Source organism: Chryseobacterium sp. RLHN22 (assembly GCF_051011795.1).
GTDB lineage: Bacteria > Bacteroidota > Bacteroidia > Flavobacteriales > Weeksellaceae > Chryseobacterium > Chryseobacterium zhengzhouense.
Window position 1 is genome coordinate 21,345 of sequence record NZ_JBPCHW010000006.1, and the last position, 22,783, is coordinate 44,127.

At 34.7% G+C, this 22,783-nt stretch carries 23 protein-coding genes and 1 pseudogene; 16 read left to right on the top strand and 8 right to left on the bottom strand.

The window, feature by feature from the left end; all coding sequences use genetic code 11:
• Positions 1–29: 29 nt before the first annotated feature.
• The 4 genes and pseudogenes from pepT (at position 30) to ACR1PN_RS07735 (ending at position 3,903) form a co-directional block, all read left to right on the top strand.
• Positions 30–1,277 (top strand): peptidase T, encoded by a 1,248-nt coding sequence (gene pepT / locus ACR1PN_RS07720; RefSeq protein ID WP_433979558.1) that lies wholly within the window; start codon positions 30–32, stop codon positions 1,275–1,277.
• Positions 1,278–1,439: 162 nt separating this feature from the next.
• A complete protein-coding gene (locus ACR1PN_RS07725) occupies positions 1,440–2,036 on the top strand; it encodes a porin family protein (RefSeq protein ID WP_433979559.1) in 597 nt (198 codons plus the stop codon).
• Positions 2,037–2,113: 77 nt separating this feature from the next.
• Positions 2,114–3,178 carry a sensor histidine kinase gene (locus tag ACR1PN_RS07730; RefSeq protein ID WP_433979560.1) on the top strand — a complete coding sequence of 355 codons (1,065 nt, stop codon included), beginning with the start codon at positions 2,114–2,116 and terminating at the stop codon, positions 3,176–3,178.
• Positions 3,168–3,903: pseudogene (locus ACR1PN_RS07735) on the top strand (LytR/AlgR family response regulator transcription factor). Before ACR1PN_RS07730 ends, ACR1PN_RS07735 begins: the two are co-directional and overlap by 11 nt.
• Before the next feature lies 1 nt (position 3,904).
• Here the strand turns inward: ACR1PN_RS07735 and ACR1PN_RS07740 are convergent.
• From ACR1PN_RS07740 to ACR1PN_RS07750, 3 genes are all read right to left on the bottom strand, one after another.
• On the bottom strand, positions 3,905–4,813 hold the full coding sequence (locus ACR1PN_RS07740) for a DUF6268 family outer membrane beta-barrel protein (RefSeq protein WP_433979561.1): 909 nt from the start codon (positions 4,811–4,813) through the stop codon (positions 3,905–3,907).
• A 476-nt stretch (positions 4,814–5,289) separates the two neighbouring features.
• A complete protein-coding gene (gene thiL, locus ACR1PN_RS07745) occupies positions 5,290–6,354 on the bottom strand; it encodes a thiamine-phosphate kinase (RefSeq protein WP_433979562.1) in 1,065 nt (354 codons plus the stop codon).
• Positions 6,355–6,430: 76 nt separating this feature from the next.
• Positions 6,431–6,922, bottom strand: coding sequence for an acyl-CoA thioesterase (locus ACR1PN_RS07750; protein WP_378175779.1), 492 nt, complete (start codon positions 6,920–6,922; stop codon positions 6,431–6,433).
• 303 nt (positions 6,923–7,225) lie between these two features.
• Between ACR1PN_RS07750 and ACR1PN_RS07755 the strand changes: the two genes are divergently transcribed.
• The 4 genes from ACR1PN_RS07755 (at position 7,226) to ACR1PN_RS07770 (ending at position 10,524) form a co-directional block, all read left to right on the top strand.
• Complete coding sequence (locus ACR1PN_RS07755; protein WP_433979563.1) at positions 7,226–8,434, top strand: NAD(P)/FAD-dependent oxidoreductase; 1,209 nt, start codon at positions 7,226–7,228, stop codon at positions 8,432–8,434.
• Between the two features lie 99 nt (positions 8,435–8,533).
• On the top strand, positions 8,534–9,172 hold the full coding sequence (locus tag ACR1PN_RS07760) for a DUF2306 domain-containing protein (RefSeq protein WP_433979564.1): 639 nt from the start codon (positions 8,534–8,536) through the stop codon (positions 9,170–9,172).
• A 5-nt stretch (positions 9,173–9,177) separates the two neighbouring features.
• A complete protein-coding gene (locus ACR1PN_RS07765) occupies positions 9,178–10,095 on the top strand; it encodes a YARHG domain-containing protein (RefSeq protein ID WP_433979565.1) in 918 nt (305 codons plus the stop codon).
• A gap of 6 nt (positions 10,096–10,101) precedes the next feature.
• Complete coding sequence (locus tag ACR1PN_RS07770; protein WP_433979566.1) at positions 10,102–10,524, top strand: energy transducer TonB; 423 nt, start codon at positions 10,102–10,104, stop codon at positions 10,522–10,524.
• 5 nt (positions 10,525–10,529) lie between these two features.
• Here the strand turns inward: ACR1PN_RS07770 and ACR1PN_RS07775 are convergent, their stop codons facing one another.
• The 3 genes from ACR1PN_RS07775 to ACR1PN_RS07785 form a co-directional block, all read right to left on the bottom strand.
• Positions 10,530–10,901 carry a DUF2809 domain-containing protein gene (locus tag ACR1PN_RS07775; RefSeq protein WP_433979567.1) on the bottom strand — a complete coding sequence of 124 codons (372 nt, stop codon included), beginning with the start codon at positions 10,899–10,901 and terminating at the stop codon, positions 10,530–10,532.
• An 88-nt stretch (positions 10,902–10,989) separates the two neighbouring features.
• Positions 10,990–11,646 (bottom strand): thioredoxin family protein, encoded by a 657-nt coding sequence (locus ACR1PN_RS07780; RefSeq protein ID WP_433979568.1) that lies wholly within the window; start codon positions 11,644–11,646, stop codon positions 10,990–10,992.
• A 5-nt stretch (positions 11,647–11,651) separates the two neighbouring features.
• A complete protein-coding gene (locus tag ACR1PN_RS07785) occupies positions 11,652–12,194 on the bottom strand; it encodes a TlpA family protein disulfide reductase (RefSeq protein WP_433979569.1) in 543 nt (180 codons plus the stop codon).
• 199 nt (positions 12,195–12,393) lie between these two features.
• On the opposite strand from ACR1PN_RS07785, the gene ACR1PN_RS07790 reads away from it, so the two are divergent.
• Positions 12,394–12,855 carry an energy transducer TonB gene (locus ACR1PN_RS07790; protein ID WP_433979570.1) on the top strand — a complete coding sequence of 154 codons (462 nt, stop codon included), beginning with the start codon at positions 12,394–12,396 and terminating at the stop codon, positions 12,853–12,855.
• A gap of 64 nt (positions 12,856–12,919) precedes the next feature.
• A complete protein-coding gene (locus ACR1PN_RS07795; protein WP_433979571.1) occupies positions 12,920–13,360 on the top strand; it encodes an energy transducer TonB in 441 nt (146 codons plus the stop codon).
• Positions 13,361–13,363: 3 nt separating this feature from the next.
• Here the strand turns inward: ACR1PN_RS07795 and mutS are convergent, their stop codons facing one another.
• Entirely contained in the window at positions 13,364–15,952 is a 2,589-nt protein-coding gene (mutS, locus tag ACR1PN_RS07800) for a DNA mismatch repair protein MutS (protein WP_433979572.1), read from the bottom strand.
• A gap of 236 nt (positions 15,953–16,188) precedes the next feature.
• Positions 16,189–17,070, bottom strand: coding sequence for a cupin-like domain-containing protein (locus tag ACR1PN_RS07805; protein ID WP_433979573.1), 882 nt, complete (start codon positions 17,068–17,070; stop codon positions 16,189–16,191).
• An 83-nt stretch (positions 17,071–17,153) separates the two neighbouring features.
• Between ACR1PN_RS07805 and ACR1PN_RS07810 the strand changes: the two genes are divergently transcribed.
• The 6 genes from ACR1PN_RS07810 to accD all read left to right on the top strand — a co-directional run bounded on the left by ACR1PN_RS07810 (position 17,154) and on the right by accD (position 22,737).
• On the top strand, positions 17,154–18,035 hold the full coding sequence (locus ACR1PN_RS07810; protein WP_433979574.1) for a bestrophin family protein: 882 nt from the start codon (positions 17,154–17,156) through the stop codon (positions 18,033–18,035).
• 187 nt (positions 18,036–18,222) lie between these two features.
• A complete protein-coding gene (locus tag ACR1PN_RS07815) occupies positions 18,223–18,759 on the top strand; it encodes an RNA methyltransferase (RefSeq protein WP_433979575.1) in 537 nt (178 codons plus the stop codon).
• Between the two features lie 355 nt (positions 18,760–19,114).
• Entirely contained in the window at positions 19,115–19,765 is a 651-nt protein-coding gene (locus ACR1PN_RS07820) for a CBS domain-containing protein (protein ID WP_433979576.1), read from the top strand.
• Between the two features lies 1 nt (position 19,766).
• Positions 19,767–20,633, top strand: a complete 867-nt coding sequence (locus ACR1PN_RS07825) for an NAD kinase (RefSeq protein ID WP_378175826.1) — start codon at positions 19,767–19,769, stop codon at positions 20,631–20,633.
• A gap of 71 nt (positions 20,634–20,704) precedes the next feature.
• Positions 20,705–21,775, top strand: a complete 1,071-nt coding sequence (gene fbaA / locus ACR1PN_RS07830) for a class II fructose-bisphosphate aldolase (RefSeq protein ID WP_378175830.1) — start codon at positions 20,705–20,707, stop codon at positions 21,773–21,775.
• Positions 21,776–21,879: 104 nt separating this feature from the next.
• Entirely contained in the window at positions 21,880–22,737 is an 858-nt protein-coding gene (gene accD, locus ACR1PN_RS07835; RefSeq protein ID WP_433979577.1) for an acetyl-CoA carboxylase, carboxyltransferase subunit beta, read from the top strand.
• The last annotated feature ends 46 nt before the right edge of the window (positions 22,738–22,783 follow it).

Here is a 22,783-nt window from a genome sequence, read left to right on the forward strand (position 1 = left end):
CGTATATTTGTAAAAATATAAATTTAAGAATGAGTACAATAGAATTCAACGCCATGTGGAGAGAAAAACTGCTGAACCGTTTTCTCAGCTATGTAAAAATATATTCGACAAGTGATGCAGAGAGCGAAGCTACACCTTCTACCGAAAGACAATGGGATATCGCCAATTACATTGTTGAGGAGCTGAAAACGATCGGTCTGGAAAATGTGTCGATTGATGAGAATGGTTATATCATGGGGTATGTTCCTTCTAATCTGGATAATGATAATCAGCCAACGATTGGATTCATTTCGCACTATGACACTTCGCCGGACTTTAGTGGCGAAAATGTAAAGCCACAGGTTTGGGAAAATTATGATGGTAATGATCTGGTACTAAATCAGACAACAGGATTTACTTTATCTTCTTCAAAATTTGAAAGTTTAAAAAAATATATCGGTCAGACTCTCATTACAACCGACGGAAATACACTTCTAGGCGCAGATGATAAAGCAGGTTGTGCAGAAATCGTAACCGCTGCAGAATATCTGATAGCTCACCCTGAAATCAAACATGGAAGAATTGCCGTAGGATTTACTCCAGACGAAGAAATCGGAAGAGGTGCTCATAAATTTGATGTCGCAAAATTCGGTGCGGAATTCGCTTATACGATGGACGGCGGAGAAGTTGGCGAATTAGAATATGAAAACTTCAACGCAGCCGGAGCTGTTGTGAAAATCCACGGATTGAGTGTTCATCCGGGTTATGCTTTCGGAAAAATGGTGAATGCAAGTCTTTTGGCTGCAGAATTTGCGCAGTCACTTCCTGCAAACGAAACGCCATCTACAACAAAAGGTTTTGACGGATTTTATCATTTAATGGATTTAAACGCAGATGTTTCAGAAGCTAAACTTCAATACATCATCCGTGATCATGATGAAGAAAAATTTGAAGCGAGAAAGAAATTCATGGAAGAAAAAGTAGCTGAATTTAATGAAAAACATGGCGAGAAAACCGCTGAAGTTGAAATTAAAGAACAATACCGCAATATGAAGCAGCAATTTGAAGGAAAAATGCATATTGTAGATCTTGCTGCAAAAGCAATGAAAGAAGCAGGAATTGAGCCTAAAATCAAAGCCATCAGAGGAGGAACAGACGGGGCTCAGCTTTCTTACATGGGATTACCTTGTCCGAATATTTTTGCGGGCGGAATCAACTTCCACGGACCTTACGAATATGTTGCTCTGGAAAGTATGGAGAAAGCGGTTGAGGTGATTGTGAATATTGTGAAGGCATAAAGATAATTTTAAATTATATTAATATCCCCTCTGCTTTTGTAGTGGGGATTGTTTTTTCAAATAGAACTCACCTCTCATCAAATCATCCTTACCATTCATCAAATAAAATTTCAAATCATCTTTCACAGTTGTTGTTTTGCATCAGATTTTTAATAACATCTTATGAAACAACGTTTTTTAGCATTAAGCTCACTATTTGTATGTATTACTTGCTCGGTTGAAGCCAATGCACAACAAACTCCGGCTCTTCACATCGGGATCAAAGGAGGAACTAATTTTACAAAAACAACTACCGAATCTTCCGGAATAGAGGGAAAATATGGCTTGGGATATCAGGCTGGAGTGATGACGAGAGTAGATTTTAACCGTTTATATCTACAGGGAGAGGCTTTATTCAACAAAAGAAAGACTTCTTATGAAATGAAAGACGGGAGTTCTTCAAAATTAAAATGGAATTCCATTGATGTACCTGTTGTCCTTGGTTACAAAATCGTCAACAACAAAGATTTCAATATCAGAGCATTTGCAGGTGGTGTTTACAGTTATGCTTTTAATGATAATTTATCTGCAACAAAAGCTCTTCAGGAAGGATTTAAAAAAATTGATAAATTCAATGTAGGGATTACAGGAGGTGTTGGAATGGATTATAAAAACTTCACTGTTGATCTTCGTTATGAGACAGGATTATCCAATATTAGTAAGGAATTCAAGTCTAAACCTCACAGTTTTTCGCTGGGAATCGGATACTTCCTGTTCTAAAAACTTAAATTATCTTTACGTATTAGAAACTGCAGTTTTGCGGTTTCTAATTTTTTATAAATCTACCCTCCCCATCTATGACAAAACCTATAGTTTTAAAAAAACATATATTAATCATTATTTTCTGGCTTGTTTTCGGGATGGCGCTCTGGATGCAGATTCAGGTTGATGCCGGAATGTATAATGCCTTTATTCAGACTTCCATCATTCTGATAAGTTCTTTTATTTTTGCCCATTTCTTAACCGACAAGCTCCTCCCAAAAGCACTGATTTCCAAAAAAATGAATCAGTTTTTAGTAGAAGCAGCAATTGTAATTATTTTACTGAGTTGTATATTCTCTTTTGTATTTACTTATATCTATATCGACTCACAGACTCCTCTTCCAACAAGTTTCTCCGGGCATTTGGCTGTGTTATGGAAAGGTTTTTATTTATCAGTTCCGGCAGCACTTCTCATCATAGGAACTGCTTGTGGCATCAGGTTTTATCTGGAACACGGAAAAATAGAACGGGATCATATTTTACTGCAACAGGCACATTTAGAAAGTCAGCTCAAATTTTTACAGGATCAGATCAATCCGCATGTAATGTTTAATGTCTTGAATCACATTCATATTTTAATGAAAACCAATACGGAGCTTGCTTCTTTTCTATTATTGAAATTCTCTGACATTCTGCGGTATCAATTGTATCACTGCAATAAAAATCAGGTTATGATCAACCAGGAAGTTCAATACCTTCAAGATCTTGTGGAAGTTGAAAAATTGAGATGGGGAAACGAACTCGGCGTAAAAGCGACCTGGGATATCAATAATAAAAATGCTTTCATTGCACCTCTTTTACTTGTTCCATTTATAGAAAATGCTTTTAAATACGTTTGTCGCCTTCCCGGACACAGAGGTTATATCATTATTTCATGTAAAGAAGAGGATAATACGCTTTCCTTTTATGTTGAAAATTCTTATTCCAACATCTCCACTTACAAAAAGAAAGAAGACGCCCACGGAATTGGCCTTCAAAATGTAAAAAAACGCTTAAATCTTCAGTATCCGGATTCCCACATATTAAAAATTGAATCTAATAATGATATTTACAAAGTCTCTCTAACTTTAAAATTATCCCAAGAAAATGATGAACAATAGTCTTCCAAAAATGAAATGCTTAATTATAGATGACGAGCCTTTAGCAAGATTTCATCTGAAAGAAATGGCGGATCAAATTGATTTTTTAGAAGTTGTAGACACTTGTGCAACTGCTTTGGAAGCCAATTCTAAAGTACAGGAAAAACAGATCGATCTCCTTTTTCTGGATATTAATATGCCCTATTTAACAGGTCTTGAGTTTTTAGAACAATTGGAAACTCCGCCATTATGCATCCTCACAACGGCCTATTCGGAATATGCTTTGGAAGGATACAGACTTCAGGTGGTTGATTATTTGCTGAAACCTATTGCTTTTAATCGTTTTTATCAGGCGGTAAATAAAGCACAGCAACAATTCATTATGAGTGAAAAAATAAAAAAGAATACACCTTTCGATGATCCTTTTTTGTATGTACGACAATCTGATTCTTTTATCAAAGTGTCGTGGGTAGATATTTTATATATTGAAAGTATGCAGAACTATACGAAACTTCATTTTAAAGACAAATCGCTTGTCATACATCAAACAATGAAAGCTATCGAAGAATCGCTTCCTACGGAGCATTTTTTTCAGGATTCATAAGTCGTTTTTAATCAATATCACTCATATCGATATGATCTCAGGAGGGCGTTTGTTTATCAATAAAATTGAGCTTCCTATTTCCAGAACCCGAAAAGAAGAATTACTTAATCAGGTTGTATATAAGAAGCTCATCAGCAAATAGTTTAGGGTAAATTCCAACGCAGGGCTATTGCTGCATAAAATGTGCTTGAAAATCGGGGATCTTCGCCTTTTTTCATCTTAAAAATGCTTTTTATTTTGCGTTCGTTTTCATTAAAGCTTCTCAGCAAAGCTGTTCCTCCCGTTAATTTCAGGCTTAATGATTCATTGATTTTAATTTCAGGTCTTAAGCCTGCTGTGATTTGCTGATATCCCAGTAATACAGATTTTCCAGCCTTGTTTCTTTCTACGGTCATTCCGTTTAAACCAACAACAGCTTTTAATGCAAATTTATCCGTGAACTGATAGCCGGCTTCCATTCCTTCCGGGAAATTGATGTTAAACTTAATTTTATTGCCTGTTTTCCAATCAAAATAAATCCAGGGCATAATGATCGGAACTCCAAACGCAGTGGTGAGAACAGGCCCTAAACCAAGAGCCACATTAGGTTTAAAATTTTTAATAAAAAGTATCCCGCCTTGTTCCAAAACATCATCAAAATCTACATTTTCAAGATCTGTATAAACGCCGACTGATGCCGTCATCATCATGCTCCATTTTCCGCCTAAAGGTCTTAAGTGCTGTAATCCGACCTGAGCGTTCAGCATTTGATCAGGAAATAACTGGGTTTCGTAGTTTCTATGAGACATTTCAGCATAAGAGCCGTTGGCGAGCAAAGACCATGACTTTACCTTACCATCCTCATTTTTTTTCATAGACAATGGAAGATTAAAGCTTAGATCCACCCTTTTAAAATCACTCTTAGAATCCGTTTTCACACTATCTTCCGGACGAATATAGTTAGAGTGCGGAATATATTCTGTTTTAAGTTCCCCGGAAATTCCGGTCTGTGCGTTTATCCAACAACCAAAGTGAGATAAACAATAAAAAACAGTCAAAAGACCTTTCTTCATAATTAAAAAATTTATGCAAAGAGAAACCTTCGTTGCTTTTTTACAAAAAATACTTGATTAAGTGTCGAGATATTATGATGAGTTGGAATATTGGAAGGATAAGATAAAACTGATATTGCTTTTAATCTGTTTTCTTCTGAATTCTATTCTCTGGATTATTTTCAGAAATTTTGATTAGTTTTTTATAAAATATTTTAAACAAATAAAAAACTTAAGTATAAAAGAACATCAAAAATTTTTAAGAAAAACTTATTCAATATTCGTTACAGTAAATAAATTCTGCCTATTGTAAGACATACTACGAATGTACCTTTGCAAAGGCAACGGAAATCCTAATAGTATTTAGCTGGAAGGAATAGGAGGGGTACAAACGTATCACCTTTATAAAAATAATTGTAAGATGGAACAGCTTTTTTAATGAGAAAAACCACTACAAAAAAGCAGTGGTTTCATAATATTTAAAATTAAATAAAATTTTATCCGTTTGGTTGATTTCCTAAAAAAGCATCCCAACCTTGAGCTGTTAAAGCAATCAATTGGTTAGAACCTCTTGCCACCATATAATTTCCTTCCTCTTTTTCCACAGCATGACCGATAATTGTAAAATCCGGGTGATTTTTTATCTTATCAAAATCATTCGGAGAAATAGTAAATAATAGCTCGTAATCTTCGCCACCGCTTAAAGCAGCCATTACGGGATTTAAATTGAAATCATCCGCAGTTGCAATCGTCTGATTATCCATCGGAATTTTTTCTTCATATAATCTGAAACCAACTTTAGATTGGTCAGAAAGATGCAGGATTTCTGAAGCCAGACCATCAGAAATATCAATCATTGATGTCGGTTTGATATCCAATTGTTCTAAAATACCTTTAACGTCAGTTCTTGCTTCAGGTTTTAACTGTCTTTCCAGAATATAATCGAAACCTTCCATTTCAGGCTGCATATTGGGGTTGGCTAAGAAAACAGCATGCTCTCTTTCCAAAATCTGAAGTCCCATGTAAGCTCCGCCTAAATCTCCGGTTACAACCAATAAATCATTTGGTTTTGCACCGCTTCTTTTGACAATATTTTCTTCATTTTCAATTCCGATAGCTGTAATGCTCATCACTAAGCCAGCGTTGGAACTTGTTGTATCTCCGCCAATTAGGTCTACTTTGTATCTTGTGCAAGCGGTTTGAATTCCGGCATACAATTCTTCCAAGGCTTCCACCGGGAAACGGTTGGAAACCGCTAAAGAAACCAAAATCTGTGTCGGAGTGGCATTCATCGCTGCAATATCACTAAGATTCACAACAACAGCCTTATAGCCCAAATGTTTCAAGGGAACATAGCCTAAATTGAAATGAACCCCTTCCGCCAGAATATCTGTCGTTAAAACAACTCTTTTATTGTTAGGATTAATGATTGCAGCATCATCACCGACTCCCAATTCCGAGGATTCGTTGGATAAAGGGAAAAATTCTGTAAGATGTTTTATTAAGCCAAATTCTCCGAGCTTTGAGATTGGCGTTAATTCTTGTTCTTTATCTTCAAACATACGTTAAATTATAAATGATGTTTGATAATTAATAAGTGACGACCAAAATCAATCATCACTTATCAACTATCATTTATTAATTAAAAATTGCCGGGTCAATATTTTCCGGACGGAAAGGAAGGTTTTTAAAATCTTCTCTCGTCATCAATTTTGTTTCTGTCGTTTTATATTTATTCATTGCTTCAACAACATCATCTGGTGGAGAAGTCATTTTTCTTAGCATGGTGTCAATCCAGACTCCGGTTGCTTCTGAAGTTGCACAATGTGAACCATCTGGAAGATAAAATTTATGTACAAAACGATAGATTGAAGCATCTTCGGCACATCCGTCGATTTCCAGACTAACAATTACTTTTTGGTCTGCGAAAATCTCCTTGAAAAAAGAAAATCTTTCATGCATAATCACCGGACCTATTCCCCAACGGCTCATTTGGGTAACACCCATTTTTTCTTTTTTCATAAAAGCCATTCTGGTTTGTGCACAATATTGTACATAAGATGAATTGGCAAGATGTTTATTGGCATCAAGATCGCTCCAGCGAACTTCAAAAGTATGGTAGAATGTCATTTAATAATAGTTTAAAATTGAACTTATAATTAACCACAAAAGTCACAAAATAATTATTCGAAATATTCAAAGCTTAGAATATTCATATCTAAAGCTCACAAAAAATGAAATCTTATTTTCAAAAACTAATGAGCTCTTTTTATAGCGTTAATTAAAACTTAAATACCTTATGGGTTAAAAAAGCTTTTGTGACTTTTGTGGTTTAAAAATCCAAAAATTATAATCCTCAAAATTACTCAAATAAGATGGTTTATAAAAATTGTAGTTTTGTAAAAATAATCTTGAGCATAAGATTAAATTATTATGAAGCAAATTATCATTATCGGAGGTGGCGCAGCAGGATTTTTCTGTGCAGCCAATCTTGACGAAAAAAAATATAAAATTACCATTCTCGAACAGAATTCTGATGTTCTTCAGAAGGTGAAAATCTCAGGCGGTGGACGATGCAATGTAACACACGCTTGCTTTGATCCGAAAGAGTTGGTTCAGTTTTACCCTCGTGGAAATAAGGAATTATTGAGCGTTTTTACTAAATTTCAACCGGGAGATACGATGGAGTGGTTCGAAAACCGAAAAGTTTCGTTGAAGATAGAAAACGACAACAGAATATTTCCGCAAAGCAATTCTTCACAGACAATTATCAAAACTTTTCTGAGTGAGATTCAAAAGAAAAATGTTGAGGTCAAAACAAAATGTTCGGTGAAAGAAATTGAAAAATTTGATGAAAAATACGTTGTTAAAACGAGTTTAGGTGATTTTGAGGCTGATTTTATAGTTTACACTACGGGAAGTTCACCCAAGTCATTAAAAATGATTCAGAATTTAGGACATAAAATCATTGATCTTGTTCCTTCTTTATTTACTTTTAATATTAAAGATGATTTGCTGAAAGATTTATTGGGAACAAGTTTTGAAATGGCAGAGATTTCCATTCCAAAGTTAAAAACAGATGAAAGCGGACCTTTATTAATTACACATTGGGGACTTTCGGGGCCTGCAATTTTAAAAATTTCTGCTTGGGAAGCCATCAATCTGGCAAAAGTGAAGTATAATTTTGAAGTTGAGGTAAATTTTATTTCTAAAGATTTTGATGATGCAGAAGATTTATTTCAGAGTTTCAAGCAGTCCAATCCAAAGAAAACCATCGGACAATCGAAAATTTTTGAGGTGACGAATCGTTTTTGGCAGAGAATTTTAGAGGTTTCAAAAGTTGATCTGAATAAACAGGTTGCCAATATTTCGGGGAAAGAAATGCATGCGATTATTGAAAATTTATGCAAAAGGAAATTTAATGTAACCGGAAAATCGACATTCAAAGATGAGTTTGTAACGGCAGGAGGTGTTGATTTAAAAGAAATTAACTTTAAAAATATGTCTTCGAAAATTTTGCCCAACTTTTACGTTGCCGGAGAAGTTCTGAATATTGATGCGGTTACGGGAGGATTTAATTTTCAGGCTTGCTGGAGTGAAGCATGGCTGATTGCGCAGGATTTGAATTCGAAATTAAATTAACCACAAATGAAACAAATTTTTACACAAATATTCACAAACACATTGTGTGATTAGTGAAAACATTTGTGTTGTTCGTGGTTAAAAAATAAAATATAAAGATTGCTTTTAGTCAAAAAAAATATTTCGAATATTCTGAAAATCCTTTTAATCATGGGATTTGGCTATTTCTTTTGGCTCATGCTGAAAATTACATTGGAGTATGTTCCTCTCAAAACTGACGTAAGTTTTCTAATGATAAAACAAACCGAAGTAGAGCACAGACCGGAATATCTTTATTTTTTTTACACCCATGTTTACACGAGTATTTTTGTTTTATTATCGGGGTTTTTAGCGATTCTCAGAAAAGATTTTGGCTTAAAAAATTTCCATAGAAACTTAGGGAAGATCTATATTTTTCTCATTTTGTTTTTCGCTGCTCCGTCGGGAATTTACATGGGAATTTTTGCAAACGGAGGATCGTTTTCAAAAATTTCTTTCGTGATTTTAGGCTGTTTGTGGTGGTTTTCGACATTTAAAGCCTATCAGTTGGTACGACAAAAAAAAATTAATCAACACAAGCAATGGATGTGGCGGAGTTTTGCCCTCACAATTTCTGCCATTACCTTGAGAATGTGGAAGGTAATTATTGTATATTTATTCCACCCGAATCCGATGGATGTTTATCAGATCATTGCGTGGCTCGGTTGGGTACCCAATATTATTTTAATAGAATATTTAATCACAAAAAAGCACATTTAATCGATATGAAAAACTTAAAATTTATTTTACTCGTTTTGGCTGCATTGGGTTTAGCAAGCTGCAAAAAAGATGTATCAACAGAAAAAAAATCGAAAGACAGCTTAGTAGCAAAGAAAGATTCTGCCGTTGTTCCGGAAATTCATAAGGAATATTATGGAATTTATATGGGAGATTTTGCCGGAAAAGAAATGATTACTCCTGAATTTGGAGAAGAATATGAAGGAAATGTCTATAAAAAACTTTCGCTGAAGATTAACAGGATTACTAAAGACAGTGTTTACGGACAAAGCATTGTAAATGGAAACCAAAGACCTTTCCGTGGCGTTTTTAATGAATCTACACAATCTTTTATTCTTGATGAACCCGGAAATGATAAAACTGACGGAAGATTTGAAATAAAACTTAAAAACGACAGCATTACCGGAAAATGGACGGCCTTCAACAAAGCTGCGGTAAAAGCTCCTTTGAAAAATTTAAAGTTGATTAAAAAAGAATTCGCTTACAATCCGAATTTTATGCTGGATGAAAATTCTGACCTGATCGACTGGGAAAATCCGAAAGATTTTAAAGAAAAATATACCGACGAAGAAACAGGCAAAACAGAAACCTATACTGAATCGAAAAACAGAATTGCTTCTGATGCCGTTTTCAAAATCAATGCTTCCAAGCAAAAGCTGACTGAAAAAGATCTCAAAAACCTACGCAAACTCGACATGGAAATTATAAAAAATGCAGTTTTTGCAAGACATGGTTATGCATTCAAAAAGCCAACGTACAGATACTTTTTTGAGCAGACCGATTGGTACATTCCGGTTTCAAACAATGTAGACAATGAGCTTTCACCTATGGAAAAAGATAATGTTGCACTGCTAAACCGTTTCATCAAGTACGCTGAAGATAAATATGATTCTTTTGGAAGATAAACGATTATGAAAAAACACTTTGCTTTTTTACTGATCTTATTTTGTATTGTTTATATCAATGCTCAAAAAGATTCGATAAAATCTCCTGAAATAACAGCAGGATCTGATTATACAAAAAAGTCATCTTTAGATAAAATTCCTGAATTCCCAGGAGGTCACTCTGTATTTATGAATCTGATTATCAGTAATTTCAATACCACTCCATTATGGAAACAAAACATTACCAAAGCAAGAGCTATTGCTATTTTTGATGTTGATCCCGATGGAAATATGATTAATCTGAAAATAGAATCTTCTGATAACGAGCTCGTAAAAAAAGAGTTTCTAAATGCGCTTAACAAAATAAAAACAAAATGGATTCCCGGTGAACAAAACGGTGCGAAAGTTAAAACCCGAATGCGACAACCCCTCCAATTTAATTTGGAATAATTATATTACTTTTTTATTTTTATGAAAACATATAAAACTAAGCGTCCAACTGCATAACACAAAATATCAATCCACGAAAAAGAATTTCCGATCACGATATACATCAGGCTTCCTTCGCGGAAGCCTAATTTGTCTGCAATTTTAAAAAACTGGGCAAACTCTACAAGACAAGAAAAGGTTAAAATTCCGAGAATAAGTTTCGTATTATTCAAAACAAAAAAGCTTTTCATAAAAGTAAAAATCAGCATAACGACAATAACGTCTCCCAGATAAGCTCTGATAAAGAAAATATCTTTTAAAACGGTTGCAATTAAAACTTCGATCAAGAAGATCAGAATAGTTAAAAGTAAATATTTCAGGTTAAATCTAAATTTCATCAAATGATTTTGGCTAAAGCCGTTGATTTTTTGTGTTAAAATGAGCGGACTAAAGTCCGCCCAATTACTTTTCTATGCTAAAATAAAATTATTTTTTCACTTTGATCGTACAGCCAATGGCAACGGTTTTTGTCATTTTTATGGGCTCATTTTTAATTAAAGCATCCACTGCATCTTCTACGTAACGTTCAGAAACATCATTCGGATCTTCGTAATTATTATCAATTGCTCCGATGTATTTTACGATATTTTTTGAGCCTTCTTTCTGAAGAACAAATACATGCGGAGTTTTTGTAGCGCCATATTGAGGATAAATTTTCTGACCTTCATCCACCAGATAAGGAAATGTAAAACCCTTTTCTTTGGCTCTTTCGATCATTTTCTGGTAGCTGTCTTCAGGCTGTACATTCGGATCATTCGGATTGATCGCAATCACAGGATAACCCTGAGATTTATATTTCTTGTCAAGAGCCACAATTCTGTCTTCGTATTTTTTTGCATACGGACAATGGTTGCATGTAAAAACCACGATGAAACCTTTAGCTTTCTTGAAATCGCTTAAAGAAACCATTTTTCCATCGGTATTTTTCAGCTTAAAATCTGTTGCTTCATCTCCGACTTCATAGCCTTTTGAAGAAACTGTTTTAGATTTCGGGTCTTCATTTTTATCACGGTTTGTTTTTGTAAAACTCAGTAATGCGAGTCCTATAAAAAGCGCTGTTATTACAATTTTAAAATTTTTCATTGTATTTAGTTTAAATTCTTGGTAATCGTGTTTTCTAATTCCTCTTTGCTCATTTCACCATCATTGAAATGTATTTTTTCGCCGTTTTTATAGAAAATGGTTACCGGAATATTTCCGTCCCAATTTTTTTCAAATTTCGGAATCCAGGTATTCATTCTTTTAATATCGTCCAGCAAAACAACTTCTGCAGTCAGTTTTTTATTTTTAATGAACTGAATAACGCGGTCTTTGTCTTTTGCACGGTCTAAGGAAACCAAAAGCATTTTAAACTTAGGATTTGCTTTAAATTTTTTGTTGACTTCCATAAAATCGGGAAGCTCTTTTACACAAGGAGCGCAGGTTGTCGACCAGAAATTGAGCACCAGAAAAACATCTTTTTCTTCTTTGATTTTCTGTTCCAGCAGTTCGTACTTGATCATCGGAATGTCGTTTACCAAAATCATCTCTTCGTTCTGATGAGGAATTTCTTTGTAAACAGGAGAGCTCTCCTGAGAAAAACACACAGAAACACTGAAAATCAATGCAATTAAACTTAAAAAATTCTTCATACTCAAAATTAACGAATGATTTTTATGAGATTTAATATGATGCTGTTAAACTTTGTTAATTATTTACTATAATTCTATTTTATGGAAATTACCGCTTATCCTTAAGAAGGATAGTTTGCAATTGGTATTAAGTTTGCTGCCCTCAATGAATAATAATTGGTTTGAAAAGATTTTCATTCACCAATATAAAATTAAATTAATGAAAAAAGCAGTTGTATTGCTTGGTTTATTTTTCGCATCATTTGGATTTGCCCAGCAAAAAGAAGCAAAAAGTGCTGTTGAAAATTTTGTTCCCGATGTTTCAGCCTTGCCCGATTATCAGATTATTAAAAATAAATTAGACCTGAAACAGGTTGTTACAAAGGCAGATACCATTCCGGAATTTCCCGGCGGAATGATTGCTTTCAAAAAGAAATACTTCGAAAATATAGAAACATTAGACCTTAAAAACAATGAGAAAGTTGATATAAGACTTTACTTTATCGTTGAAAAAAATGGGTATGTAAGAAATGCAACAGCCGTTTCAAAAAACAAGAAACATGCTGAAGAAGCAGAGTTGGGCGTCCGAAGAATTTTTGTACGCTGGAAACCTGCAAAACTGAATGGTCAGCCGGTGCGGTACTTATTTTACTTCCCCTTAACAAGTAAAAAATACAACTAAAAAAATATAATCGATCAATGTCAGTTTTTTGGCATCGATTTTTTATTTTTGAGAAAATTTAATTATGAAAAAAATTATTGCTATTATTTCACTTGTTTTCAACGGATTTATCTTCGGACAGGTGACTACATCACCCGTTCCTCCTCCAATTGAAAAAGAACACAAAAATGTCCAAGCCGACGTTAATAAAGTTTACGAGCAACCTGATGAAATGCCTTATTTTCCTGAAGGAATTTTAGCTTTCAGAACTAAATTTCAAAATGCCATTGTTTTGGATTCTTTTCAGTCTGAAAATGGAGACAGTACGCTCAAAGGACTCATTAGTTTCGTGATCGAAAGAGACGGAAGTATGACTGATGTAAAAGTTACCGGTTCAAATGAAAAATTTAATGCTGAAGTAAAAAAAGCAGTTCGAAGCATCAAAGAAAAGTGGAATCCGGGTAAAATTAAAGGCGAAAATGTACGAACCCGTTATAGAATTCCTTTAACGATGAAAATCGGCTAATTATTATCCACCAATCATCTTTTTAATCGAATTCAGCTTTATCAACGCTTCAATCGGCGTCAAAGTATTGATGTCGATTTTCGTTAATTCTTCTCTGATATTTTCTAAAACAGGATCATCCAACTGGAAGAAAGATAACTGCATATTTTCTTCAGTCACTCTTTTAATGCTTTCAGAAGAACTGCTTTGAGAACGGCTTGCTTCCAGCGTTTTCAGAATTTCATTGGCTCTGTTCACTACTTTTGAAGGCATTCCAGCCAATTTCGCTACATGAATACCGAAACTGTGCTCACTTCCACCTGGAATTAATTTTCTTAAAAAAATAATATTTCCTTTGTTTTCCTGAATGGATACGTGGAAATTTTTCACTCTTTCAAAATTAACCGTCATTTCATTAAGTTCATGATAATGCGTAGCAAATAAAGTCTTTGCTTGAGTCGGATGCTGATGAAGATATTCAGCAATTGCCCAAGCAATAGAAACTCCGTCATAAGTGGAAGTTCCACGACCGATTTCGTCTAATAAAATTAAACTTCGGTCTGAAATATTATTCAGAATATTTGCTGCTTCATTCATTTCCACCATAAAAGTAGATTCACCCGCAGAAATATTGTCACTTGCACCGACTCTTGTAAAAATTTTATCTAAAATTCCGATTTCTGCGTGTTTTGCAGGAACAAAACTTCCGATCTGAGCCAGAAGACAGACAATCGCAGTTTGACGTAGAATCGCCGATTTACCCGCCATGTTCGGTCCGGTCACCATGATAATCTGCTGAGAATCTTTATCTAAGAAAATATCGTTCGGAATGTATTTTTCGCCTAAAGGAAGGGCGTTTTCGATGATGGGATGTCTCGCTTCTTTTAAATCAATCGCAAAAGTTTCTGTTAAAACAGGTTTCGTATAACTTTCAGAAACAGCCAATTCTGATAAACCAACCGCAACATCAAGTTGTGCGATGATATTGGAGTTTTCCTGAATTCTGTCGATGTATATCATGGTTTCAGAACAAACCTTTCTGTAGAGCTGGTTTTCCAAAACAGAGATTTTTTCTTCAGCTCCGAGAATTTGATTTTCGTATTCCTTTAATTCTTCTGTGATGTAACGTTCCGCATTTACCAACGTTTGTTTTCTCAGCCAATCAGCCGGAACTTTATCTTTATGGGTATTTCGGACTTCAATAAAATATCCGAAAACATTATTAAAATCGATTTTTAAACTGGTAATTCCTGTTCTTTCGATTTCTCTTTGGCACATTTCATCCAAAAATCCTCTACCTTTCGATTGTAATCCTCTCAATCTGTCTAATTCTTCGGAAATACTTTCTTTGATGACATTTCCTTTGGCAAGATTTACCGGAAGCTCTTCATTCAAATGAGTTTCAAGCAGAACGATTAAATCATCCAAATTATTAAGCGGTTCAATCCACGCCAAAACATCAGCATGAGGATGAAGCAATGCTTTAATTTTCTGAATATTAATCAAACTTTGACGTAGATAACCCAATTCTTTCGGGCAAATTTTTTCTGCCGCCAATTTTCCCATTAATCGGTCTAAATCTGAAATCGATTTTAATAATTCTGAAACTTCATATTTCAACTGATCGTTTTCGTTTAAAAAATCAATCAGGGAAAGTCTTCTGGAAATTTCGTCAACCGATTTTAAAGGCAAAATGATTCGTCTTCGCAACAGTCTTCCTCCCATCGGCGTGGAAGTTTTATCGATAATATCTAAAAGTGATTTCCCTTTCGGATGGCTCGGATAAACGATTTCTAAATTTCTCAGCGTAAAATGATCCATCATCAGATAATCTTCCTGCGGAATAACCTGAATTTTGGTAATATGTGCCAGTAAATTGTGATGGGTATCTTCTACAAGATAAGCGAAAATGGCTCCAGCTGCAGTAATTGCTAAATTTAACCCTTCAACGCCAAAACCTTTTAATGAATTGGTTTTAAACTGATTCGTTAATTTTTCGTAAGCAAAATTGTATTGATAAGCCCAATCTTCAAGCTTGAAAACATTTTTATTTTTAAGCTGTTCCGGAATCTGAACGCTTCGCTGATAAATAATCTCACTCGGATCAAACGTATTAACGATATGAAGAAGCTTATCGAGATTCCCTTCACTCACCAAAAACTCTCCCGTGGAAACATCCACTAAAGCAATTCCATATTTTTCTTTTTCTTTATGAAGCGAAAGAAGAAAGTTATTCTTTTTTGAACTTAAAACCTGATCGTTGAAAGTTACTCCGGGAGTCACCAGTTCGGTAACGCCACGTTTTACAATTCCCTTGACCATTTTCGGATCTTCAAGCTGATCGCAAATCGCCACCCGAAGTCCGGCTCTTACCAATTTTGGTAAATAAGAATCTACCGAATGATGCGGGAATCCCGCCAATTCGATATGACCTTCTCCGTTGGCTCTCTTTGTTAAAACAATTCCCAAAACCTGAGAAGCTCTAATGGCATCCTGCCCGAAAGTTTCATAGAAATCTCCCACTCTGAAAAGTAAAAGCGCATCAGGATATTTCGCCTTGATGGTGTTGTACTGAGTCATTAACGGGGTTTCTTTCTTCGCTGCCTTTGCCATTAAAAAATTGTCTTAAAATTGGGTTGGTAAAAATAGGGAATTTAATTTTGGAGGCAAATGGTTGATTTTAAAATCTCCCACAGATTGCACAGATTTTCACGGATGATTGGGAATAGATCTTTCATAAAAGTGCCATGAAAACACAAACTAATGTAAATGTCTTAAAAACATATAACTATAAAATTCGTGTATTCGTGGCAAAATAATCTGTGAAAATCTGTGTCGTCTGTGGGAGTTTAAATTTTTCTCTTCCTTTCATATTTCTCCAATGCTTCCGCCGCTTTTTCATACGCCCATTTTTGTTTATGGTCTACCCATTTTGCTTTAAAAAGTTTACGAAGAACTTTATCCGTATATCGCATGATAAAAACATGATACAGCATATTGGCAAAAACTTTAGGCTTATTGGGCAAAGCCCTCAAAGACATCGAAAAACCAGGCTCCAGATATCGGTTGAAATGCCAAAAAGCACCAGGGATAAATAGGGCATCGCCGTGTTCCATAAAAATTTCGTAACCTTTGGCATATTTTAAAGCAGGAAATTTTTCGTAATCTGGATTTTCATAATCTAAATCATAAATGGTATGAACCGACAGTGGAACTTTATATAAAAACTTCGACTGCTTTTGGTCAAAAAGCAGGATTCTTTTCTTTCCTTCAAAATGGAAATGCATAAAATCTCCCAAATCAACATCATAATGCATTAAAACATGAGCCTCACTTCCACCAAAAAACAAAGTGGGAAGTCTTTTGAAAAACTTAATTCCCAAATCGGGATAGGTAAAGTTTTTTAATAATTCCGGAAGGCGGTCTGTGATGATATAGAAAAAAATTCTAAGGTCCGAAGGTTTCGATTTTATCGTGTCGATATAATCTTTCATTTTCATTTTGGTGACCGGAGCGTCTGAACTTTTTTTAGAATCTGCAGGTTTGTTATCGTACAAAGGAACTTCCTGTTCACCGGCTTTTTCTTTAATAAAATCAAAATTCCACTTATCGAACGCATCCCATCGCTGAGAATAGTTTTTAATGAGAAGTGGTTTTTGTTTTTTAAAGTAATTTTTCTGAAATTCTTCCTTGCTTATATCAGTGACAACATCTACGTTTTCTAATATCATGCGTTTCTATTTTTAATGCGAAATAAAAATAGTGTTTTTTTTGAATTTTATAAAAATTTATCTTTGCAAAAGACACGCGATCCATGAGAGTTTACAATACGAAACATTTCCTGAAAATACTGGTCAGCTTACACAAAAGCGATACGCTGAAAATCCTTTTTCCAACGATGATTCTGGTGGGAATTTATTCTTTTGGAGTACAATATTTGGAAATTGAATATCTCCACCTCACTTCAAAATCAAAAGTGAGCAATGTGGGAATGATTCATTCTCTGCTTGGTTTTGTTTTGTCTTTACTGCTGGTTTTCAGAACGAATACAGCTTACGACAGATGGTGGGAAGGAAGAAAACTTTGGGGAAAACTGGTGAACGATACAAGGAATTTTGCAATAAAAATCAATATTATCCTTGCTGATGACAGACAGTCTGCCGACCAAATTGCGAGATATTTAAAATATTTCCCACACTTTTTAGCCAAACATCTTTCGCAGGAATCGACAAGACTTGCTTTAGATGAAGATTATTCTGAAATTGAAAAATCACTGAGAAGTCATGGACCGACCGATATGGTTGTTCATCTCACGCACAAACTGCATCAGCTTAAAAAAGAAGAAAAAATTTCGGATGTTGAAATGCTGTACTTAGATGCACAGATTTCAGGCTTTCTGGATGTTTGTGGTGGTTGCGAAAGAATAAAAAATACTCCTATTCCTTATTCTTATTCTTCATTTATTAAAAAATTTATCATTTTGTACGTTTTAGCATTACCGATTGCTTATGTTATCAATCTCGGATTGTTTATGATTCCACTGACGGTTTTTGTTTATTATGTTTTGATGAGTCTTGAATTGATTGCTGAAGAAATAGAAGACCCTTTTAATAATGATGAAAATGATATTCCTATGGAAACTATTGCTCAGAATATCGAGAAAAATGTGCATCAGATTATGGGTGCAAAAAAATAAATGATTCGGTTGTTTTAAAAACCGGTGTGAATCTGCATAAAATTTTGCGCCATTTGTGAAAAACATTTGTGTAATTGGTGTTAAGAATATCCCACAGATTACTCAGATTTACACAGATAAATATTTAATGGAAATCAAAATCCATAGTAAAGAAGAATTCGTAAATTATAATAAGAAATAAATTATTTTGGTACATAAATTAAAACTGGAAGAACTTAACAGAATCGATGTAGAAACATTTAAAAAAGTTGAGAAAATACCTTTGGTTGTTATTTTAGATAATATCAGAAGCATGCACAATGTGGGCGCTACATTCAGAACCGCGGATGCATTTTTGATTCAGAAAATTGTTCTTTGCGGAATTACACCTCAACCACCACATCGTGAAATTCACAAAGCGGCTTTAGGTGCAACGGAAAGTGTAGATTGGTCGCATGAAGCAGACATAAATGTTACCATTAACGATTTGAAAAGTCAGGGTTTTGAAATTTTAGGAATCGAGCAGACTTCAAATAGCAAAATGATTTCAGATTTTATGATTGATAACACAAAGAAATATGCTGTTATTTTAGGAAATGAAGTAGAAGGAATCAGCGATGAAGCATTACCGAATATTGATACATTCCTTGAAATTCCACAATTGGGAACAAAACATTCTTTAAATGTAAGTGTTTGCGGCGGAATCGTGATGTGGGAATTTGCAAAAGTTTTGGGTTTAAAATAAAAAACTGTTGTTAATAAACTCCAATTAAAAATTTTTGAGGTCTTTGCTGAGTGAAACGCCTTTGCGAACCTAAAAGCAGTTAATAGTTAAAAAAAAAGACTTTGCGAACTTTGCGTTTAAATAAAAGCAGCAAAATTCAGTTTTGAAAATAAGAATACGCTCTAAAAATAAAAAACTGCATGTGCCTAAAAGACAGTGCAGTTTGAAATAAATCTAATAAAAAGTAAAAATGAAAGGCGACAAAGGTACACTTTTTTTGTACGCCAACAAATTTTTTTGATTGAATTTTCAATTTCTTCAAAAAAAACTTGAGTTTTAAGAAAAAGATTCGTTTAATTTTTTATAAATTAGCACAATGTTTATCAAGGACTATATCTCAAAAGATTTTCCGTGTTTTCACTTGACTGACTCTGTAGAATCGGCTAGAGAGATGCTCGAAGCTTTCGGATATACACATATTTTCATTAAAAAATCACATCATTTTTATGGAGCCATCGCTAAAGATTTTCTTTACGAAGAAGAAGGCACTTTAAAAGACCTTGAACATCAGATCGAACGCTTTGCGATTTTGGAGGATAATAATATTCTCGACAGCATTCGTTTGTTTTATACATTCAACACCAATGTGATTCCAGTCATCAACAAAAACGAAAAATATTTGGGATATATCGGTTGCGATGATGTGTTTCAGAATCTTTCGCTATACCCTTTATTTTCGGAGTCGGGAGCGACTTTAACAGTGGAAGTTCCTGCAAGAAAATATTCCATGACCGAAATTGCCAATATTGTGGAGAGCAACAACTCGAAGTTTTATGGCGGGTTTATCAGTTTCATGTCGGATGAGGTGATTCAGGTTACAATAAAAATCAGCAATGAAAATCTGGCGTCTATTGATGCAACATTCGACAGATACGATTACAGAATCGTTGAAAAATACTATTCTGATGAAAAGACCGACATGTTTAAAGACCGATTTGGCTTTTTACAAAAATTTATAGAAATCTAATATGAAGGCAGCCATTTATTCTCAGAAAAAAGATCTTGATACTTTTTTATATTTAAGCAAATTTATTTCTGAACTGGAAAGCAGAGGCGTAAAATCTGTTTTGTTTGATGAAATGGCCGAAGCACTTCAATTTTCAAAAATATTTGAAACTTTTGCCAATAAACAGGATCTTGTTGAGAAAAAAGTAGACCTTTTCTTTACGTTTGGCGGCGACGGAACCATCGTAAATTCATTAACGTTTATTGAAGATTTGGAAATTCCTATCGTGGGTGTAAATACCGGAAGATTAGGATTTCTGGCAAGTTTTACCAAAGAGGAAGCTTTCAAAGAATTAGATTCTATCTTAAAAGGTGATGTAAAAACGAGCCGTCGTTCTGTAATTCAGGTGGTTTCACCTGTGTTGGAAGATTTTTTTCCTTATGCATTAAATGATGTTACTGTTTCAAGAAAAGAAACAACTTCGATGGTAACGGTAGATTCCTATATCAATGACGAATTTCTGAATGTTTTTTGGGGAGACGGTGTTATTGTTTCTACGCCGACTGGTTCAACAGCTTATTCTTTAAGTTGTGGTGGCCCGATTATTTCCCCCAACAACGAAAACTTTGTCATTACTCCGATTGCACCACATAATTTAAATGTAAGACCTTTGGTAGTAAACGATAAGGTTGAGATCAAGTTTAAAGTAGAAAGCAGGGTCTCACAATATTCTCTTTCCTTAGATTCAAGATTAATTCACATCGAAACCGATAAGGAAATCGTTATTAAAAAAGCAGATTTCCAGATTTTACTGGTGCAGCCCAACAATTTAAGTTTCTACGAAACCATTCGCCAGAAGCTGCTTTGGGGCAGAGATAAAAGAAATTAATAATTTCTCAAAAATCATTACCTTTACAAGAATTTTTAAAATATACCCTAATATTATATAAAAGCTAAAATATGAGCAGAATTTTCCCGGCAGGAGTTGCCACAGGTCAGTTAGTTACAGATATTTTCCAGTATGCAAAAGAAAACAAATTTGCATTACCTGCAGTAAACGTTATCGGTTCTAGTAACGTAAATGCTGTTATGGAAACTGCGGCGAAACTAAATTCACCGGTAATTATTCAGTTTTCTAACGGTGGAGCTTCTTTCAACGCTGGAAAAGGATTGAGTAATGATGCTCAGAAGTCTGCTATTGTAGGAGGTATCGCAGGAGCTAAACATATTCACACTTTAGCTGAAGCTTACGGAGCAACAGTAATTCTTCATACAGATCACGCTGCAAAAAAATTGTTGCCTTGGATCGACGGATTGCTTGATGCAAGTGAAGAATTCTACAAGCAGACCGGTAAATCTCTTTACTCGTCTCACATGCTTGATCTTTCTGAAGAACCATTGGAAGAAAATCTTGAGATCTCTGCAAAATATTTCGAAAGAATGGCAAAAATGCAGATGACTTTAGAAGTTGAAATCGGTGTTACAGGAGGTGAAGAAGATGGTGTAGATAATTCTGGTGTAGACAACTCTTTATTATATACTCAGCCTGAAGATGTAGCTTATACGTATGAAAAATTAAAAGCGGTTTCTGATAACTTCACGATTGCAGCTGCTTTCGGAAACGTACATGGAGTTTACAAACCGGGTAACGTAGTATTGACTCCGAAAATCTTAGATAACTCTCAGAAATTTGTTCAGGAAAAATTCGGAACTGCTGAAAAACCAATTAATTTTGTATTCCACGGTGGTTCAGGTTCTACTTTAGAAGAAATCAGAGAAGCGATTGATTATGGGGTGATTAAGATGAATATTGATACTGACCTTCAGTTTGCTTACACAGAAGGAATCAGAGATTATATGACAGAAAATATCGAATACCTGAGAACTCAGATCGGAAACCCTGAAGGAGAAGAAAAACCAAACAAAAAATTCTATGACCCAAGAGTTTGGATCAGAAAAGGAGAAGAAACTTTCTCTAAGAGATTGGTTCAGGCATTTGAAGATTTAAACAACGTAAATACTTTAAAATAAATTAATTTGAGATTTGAAGTTTGAAATTTGATCTTGTCTGAGATGAAAAATTTATACACAAATCAAAATTTCAAATCTCAAATTTATAATTTCAAATCAACAATATGGCATTCGAAAATTGGTTTAAAAGAAAAGCACAGAATATTACCACTTCTACTGACCAGAAAAAAGATGTACCAAAAGGACTTTGGCATCAGACTCCGTCAGGAAAAGTGGTAGAACACGACGAATTAAAGAAAAACAATTATGTTTCTCCTGAAGACGGATTTCACGTAAGAATCGGAAGTGCAGAGTTTTTCGACATTCTTTTCGACGAAGGAAAATTCACTGAGCTTGATGCGAATGTTGAAAGTATTGACATCCTTAATTTTAAAGATACTAAATCTTACACAGACCGTCTGAAAGAAGTAAAAGCGAAGACAAAACTTACAGATTCTATCAGAAATGCTGTAGGAACGGTAAACGGAACCGAAATGGTGGTTTCTTGTATGGATTTTGCATTCATCGGCGGATCTTTAGGGTCGGTAATGGGTGAGAAAATCAGAAGAGCAATCGATTATTGTATCGAGAAAAAACTTCCTTATATGATTATCTGCCAATCGGGTGGAGCGAGAATGCAGGAAGCTACTTATTCTTTGATGCAGTTGGCAAAAGTTCAGGCTAAATTGGCGCAGCTTTCAGAAGCTGGTCTTTTATACATCGCTTATCTTTGTGACCCTACATTTGGAGGAATTACGGCTTCTTTTGCTATGACAGCAGATGTTATCATGGCAGAACCAAAAGCTTTGATCGGTTTTGCAGGACCAAGAGTTATCCGTGAGACCATCGGCAGAGATTTACCGGAAGGATTCCAGACCTCTGAATTCCTACAGGATAAAGGTTTTGTAGATTTCATTGTAAAAAGAACAGAAATAAAAGATAAAGTATCTAAAACAGTAAATCTTTTGACTGCAAAAGCTTAAATTTTAAACTAAAATAAACAGTCTCTCTCAATTTGGGAGAGATTTT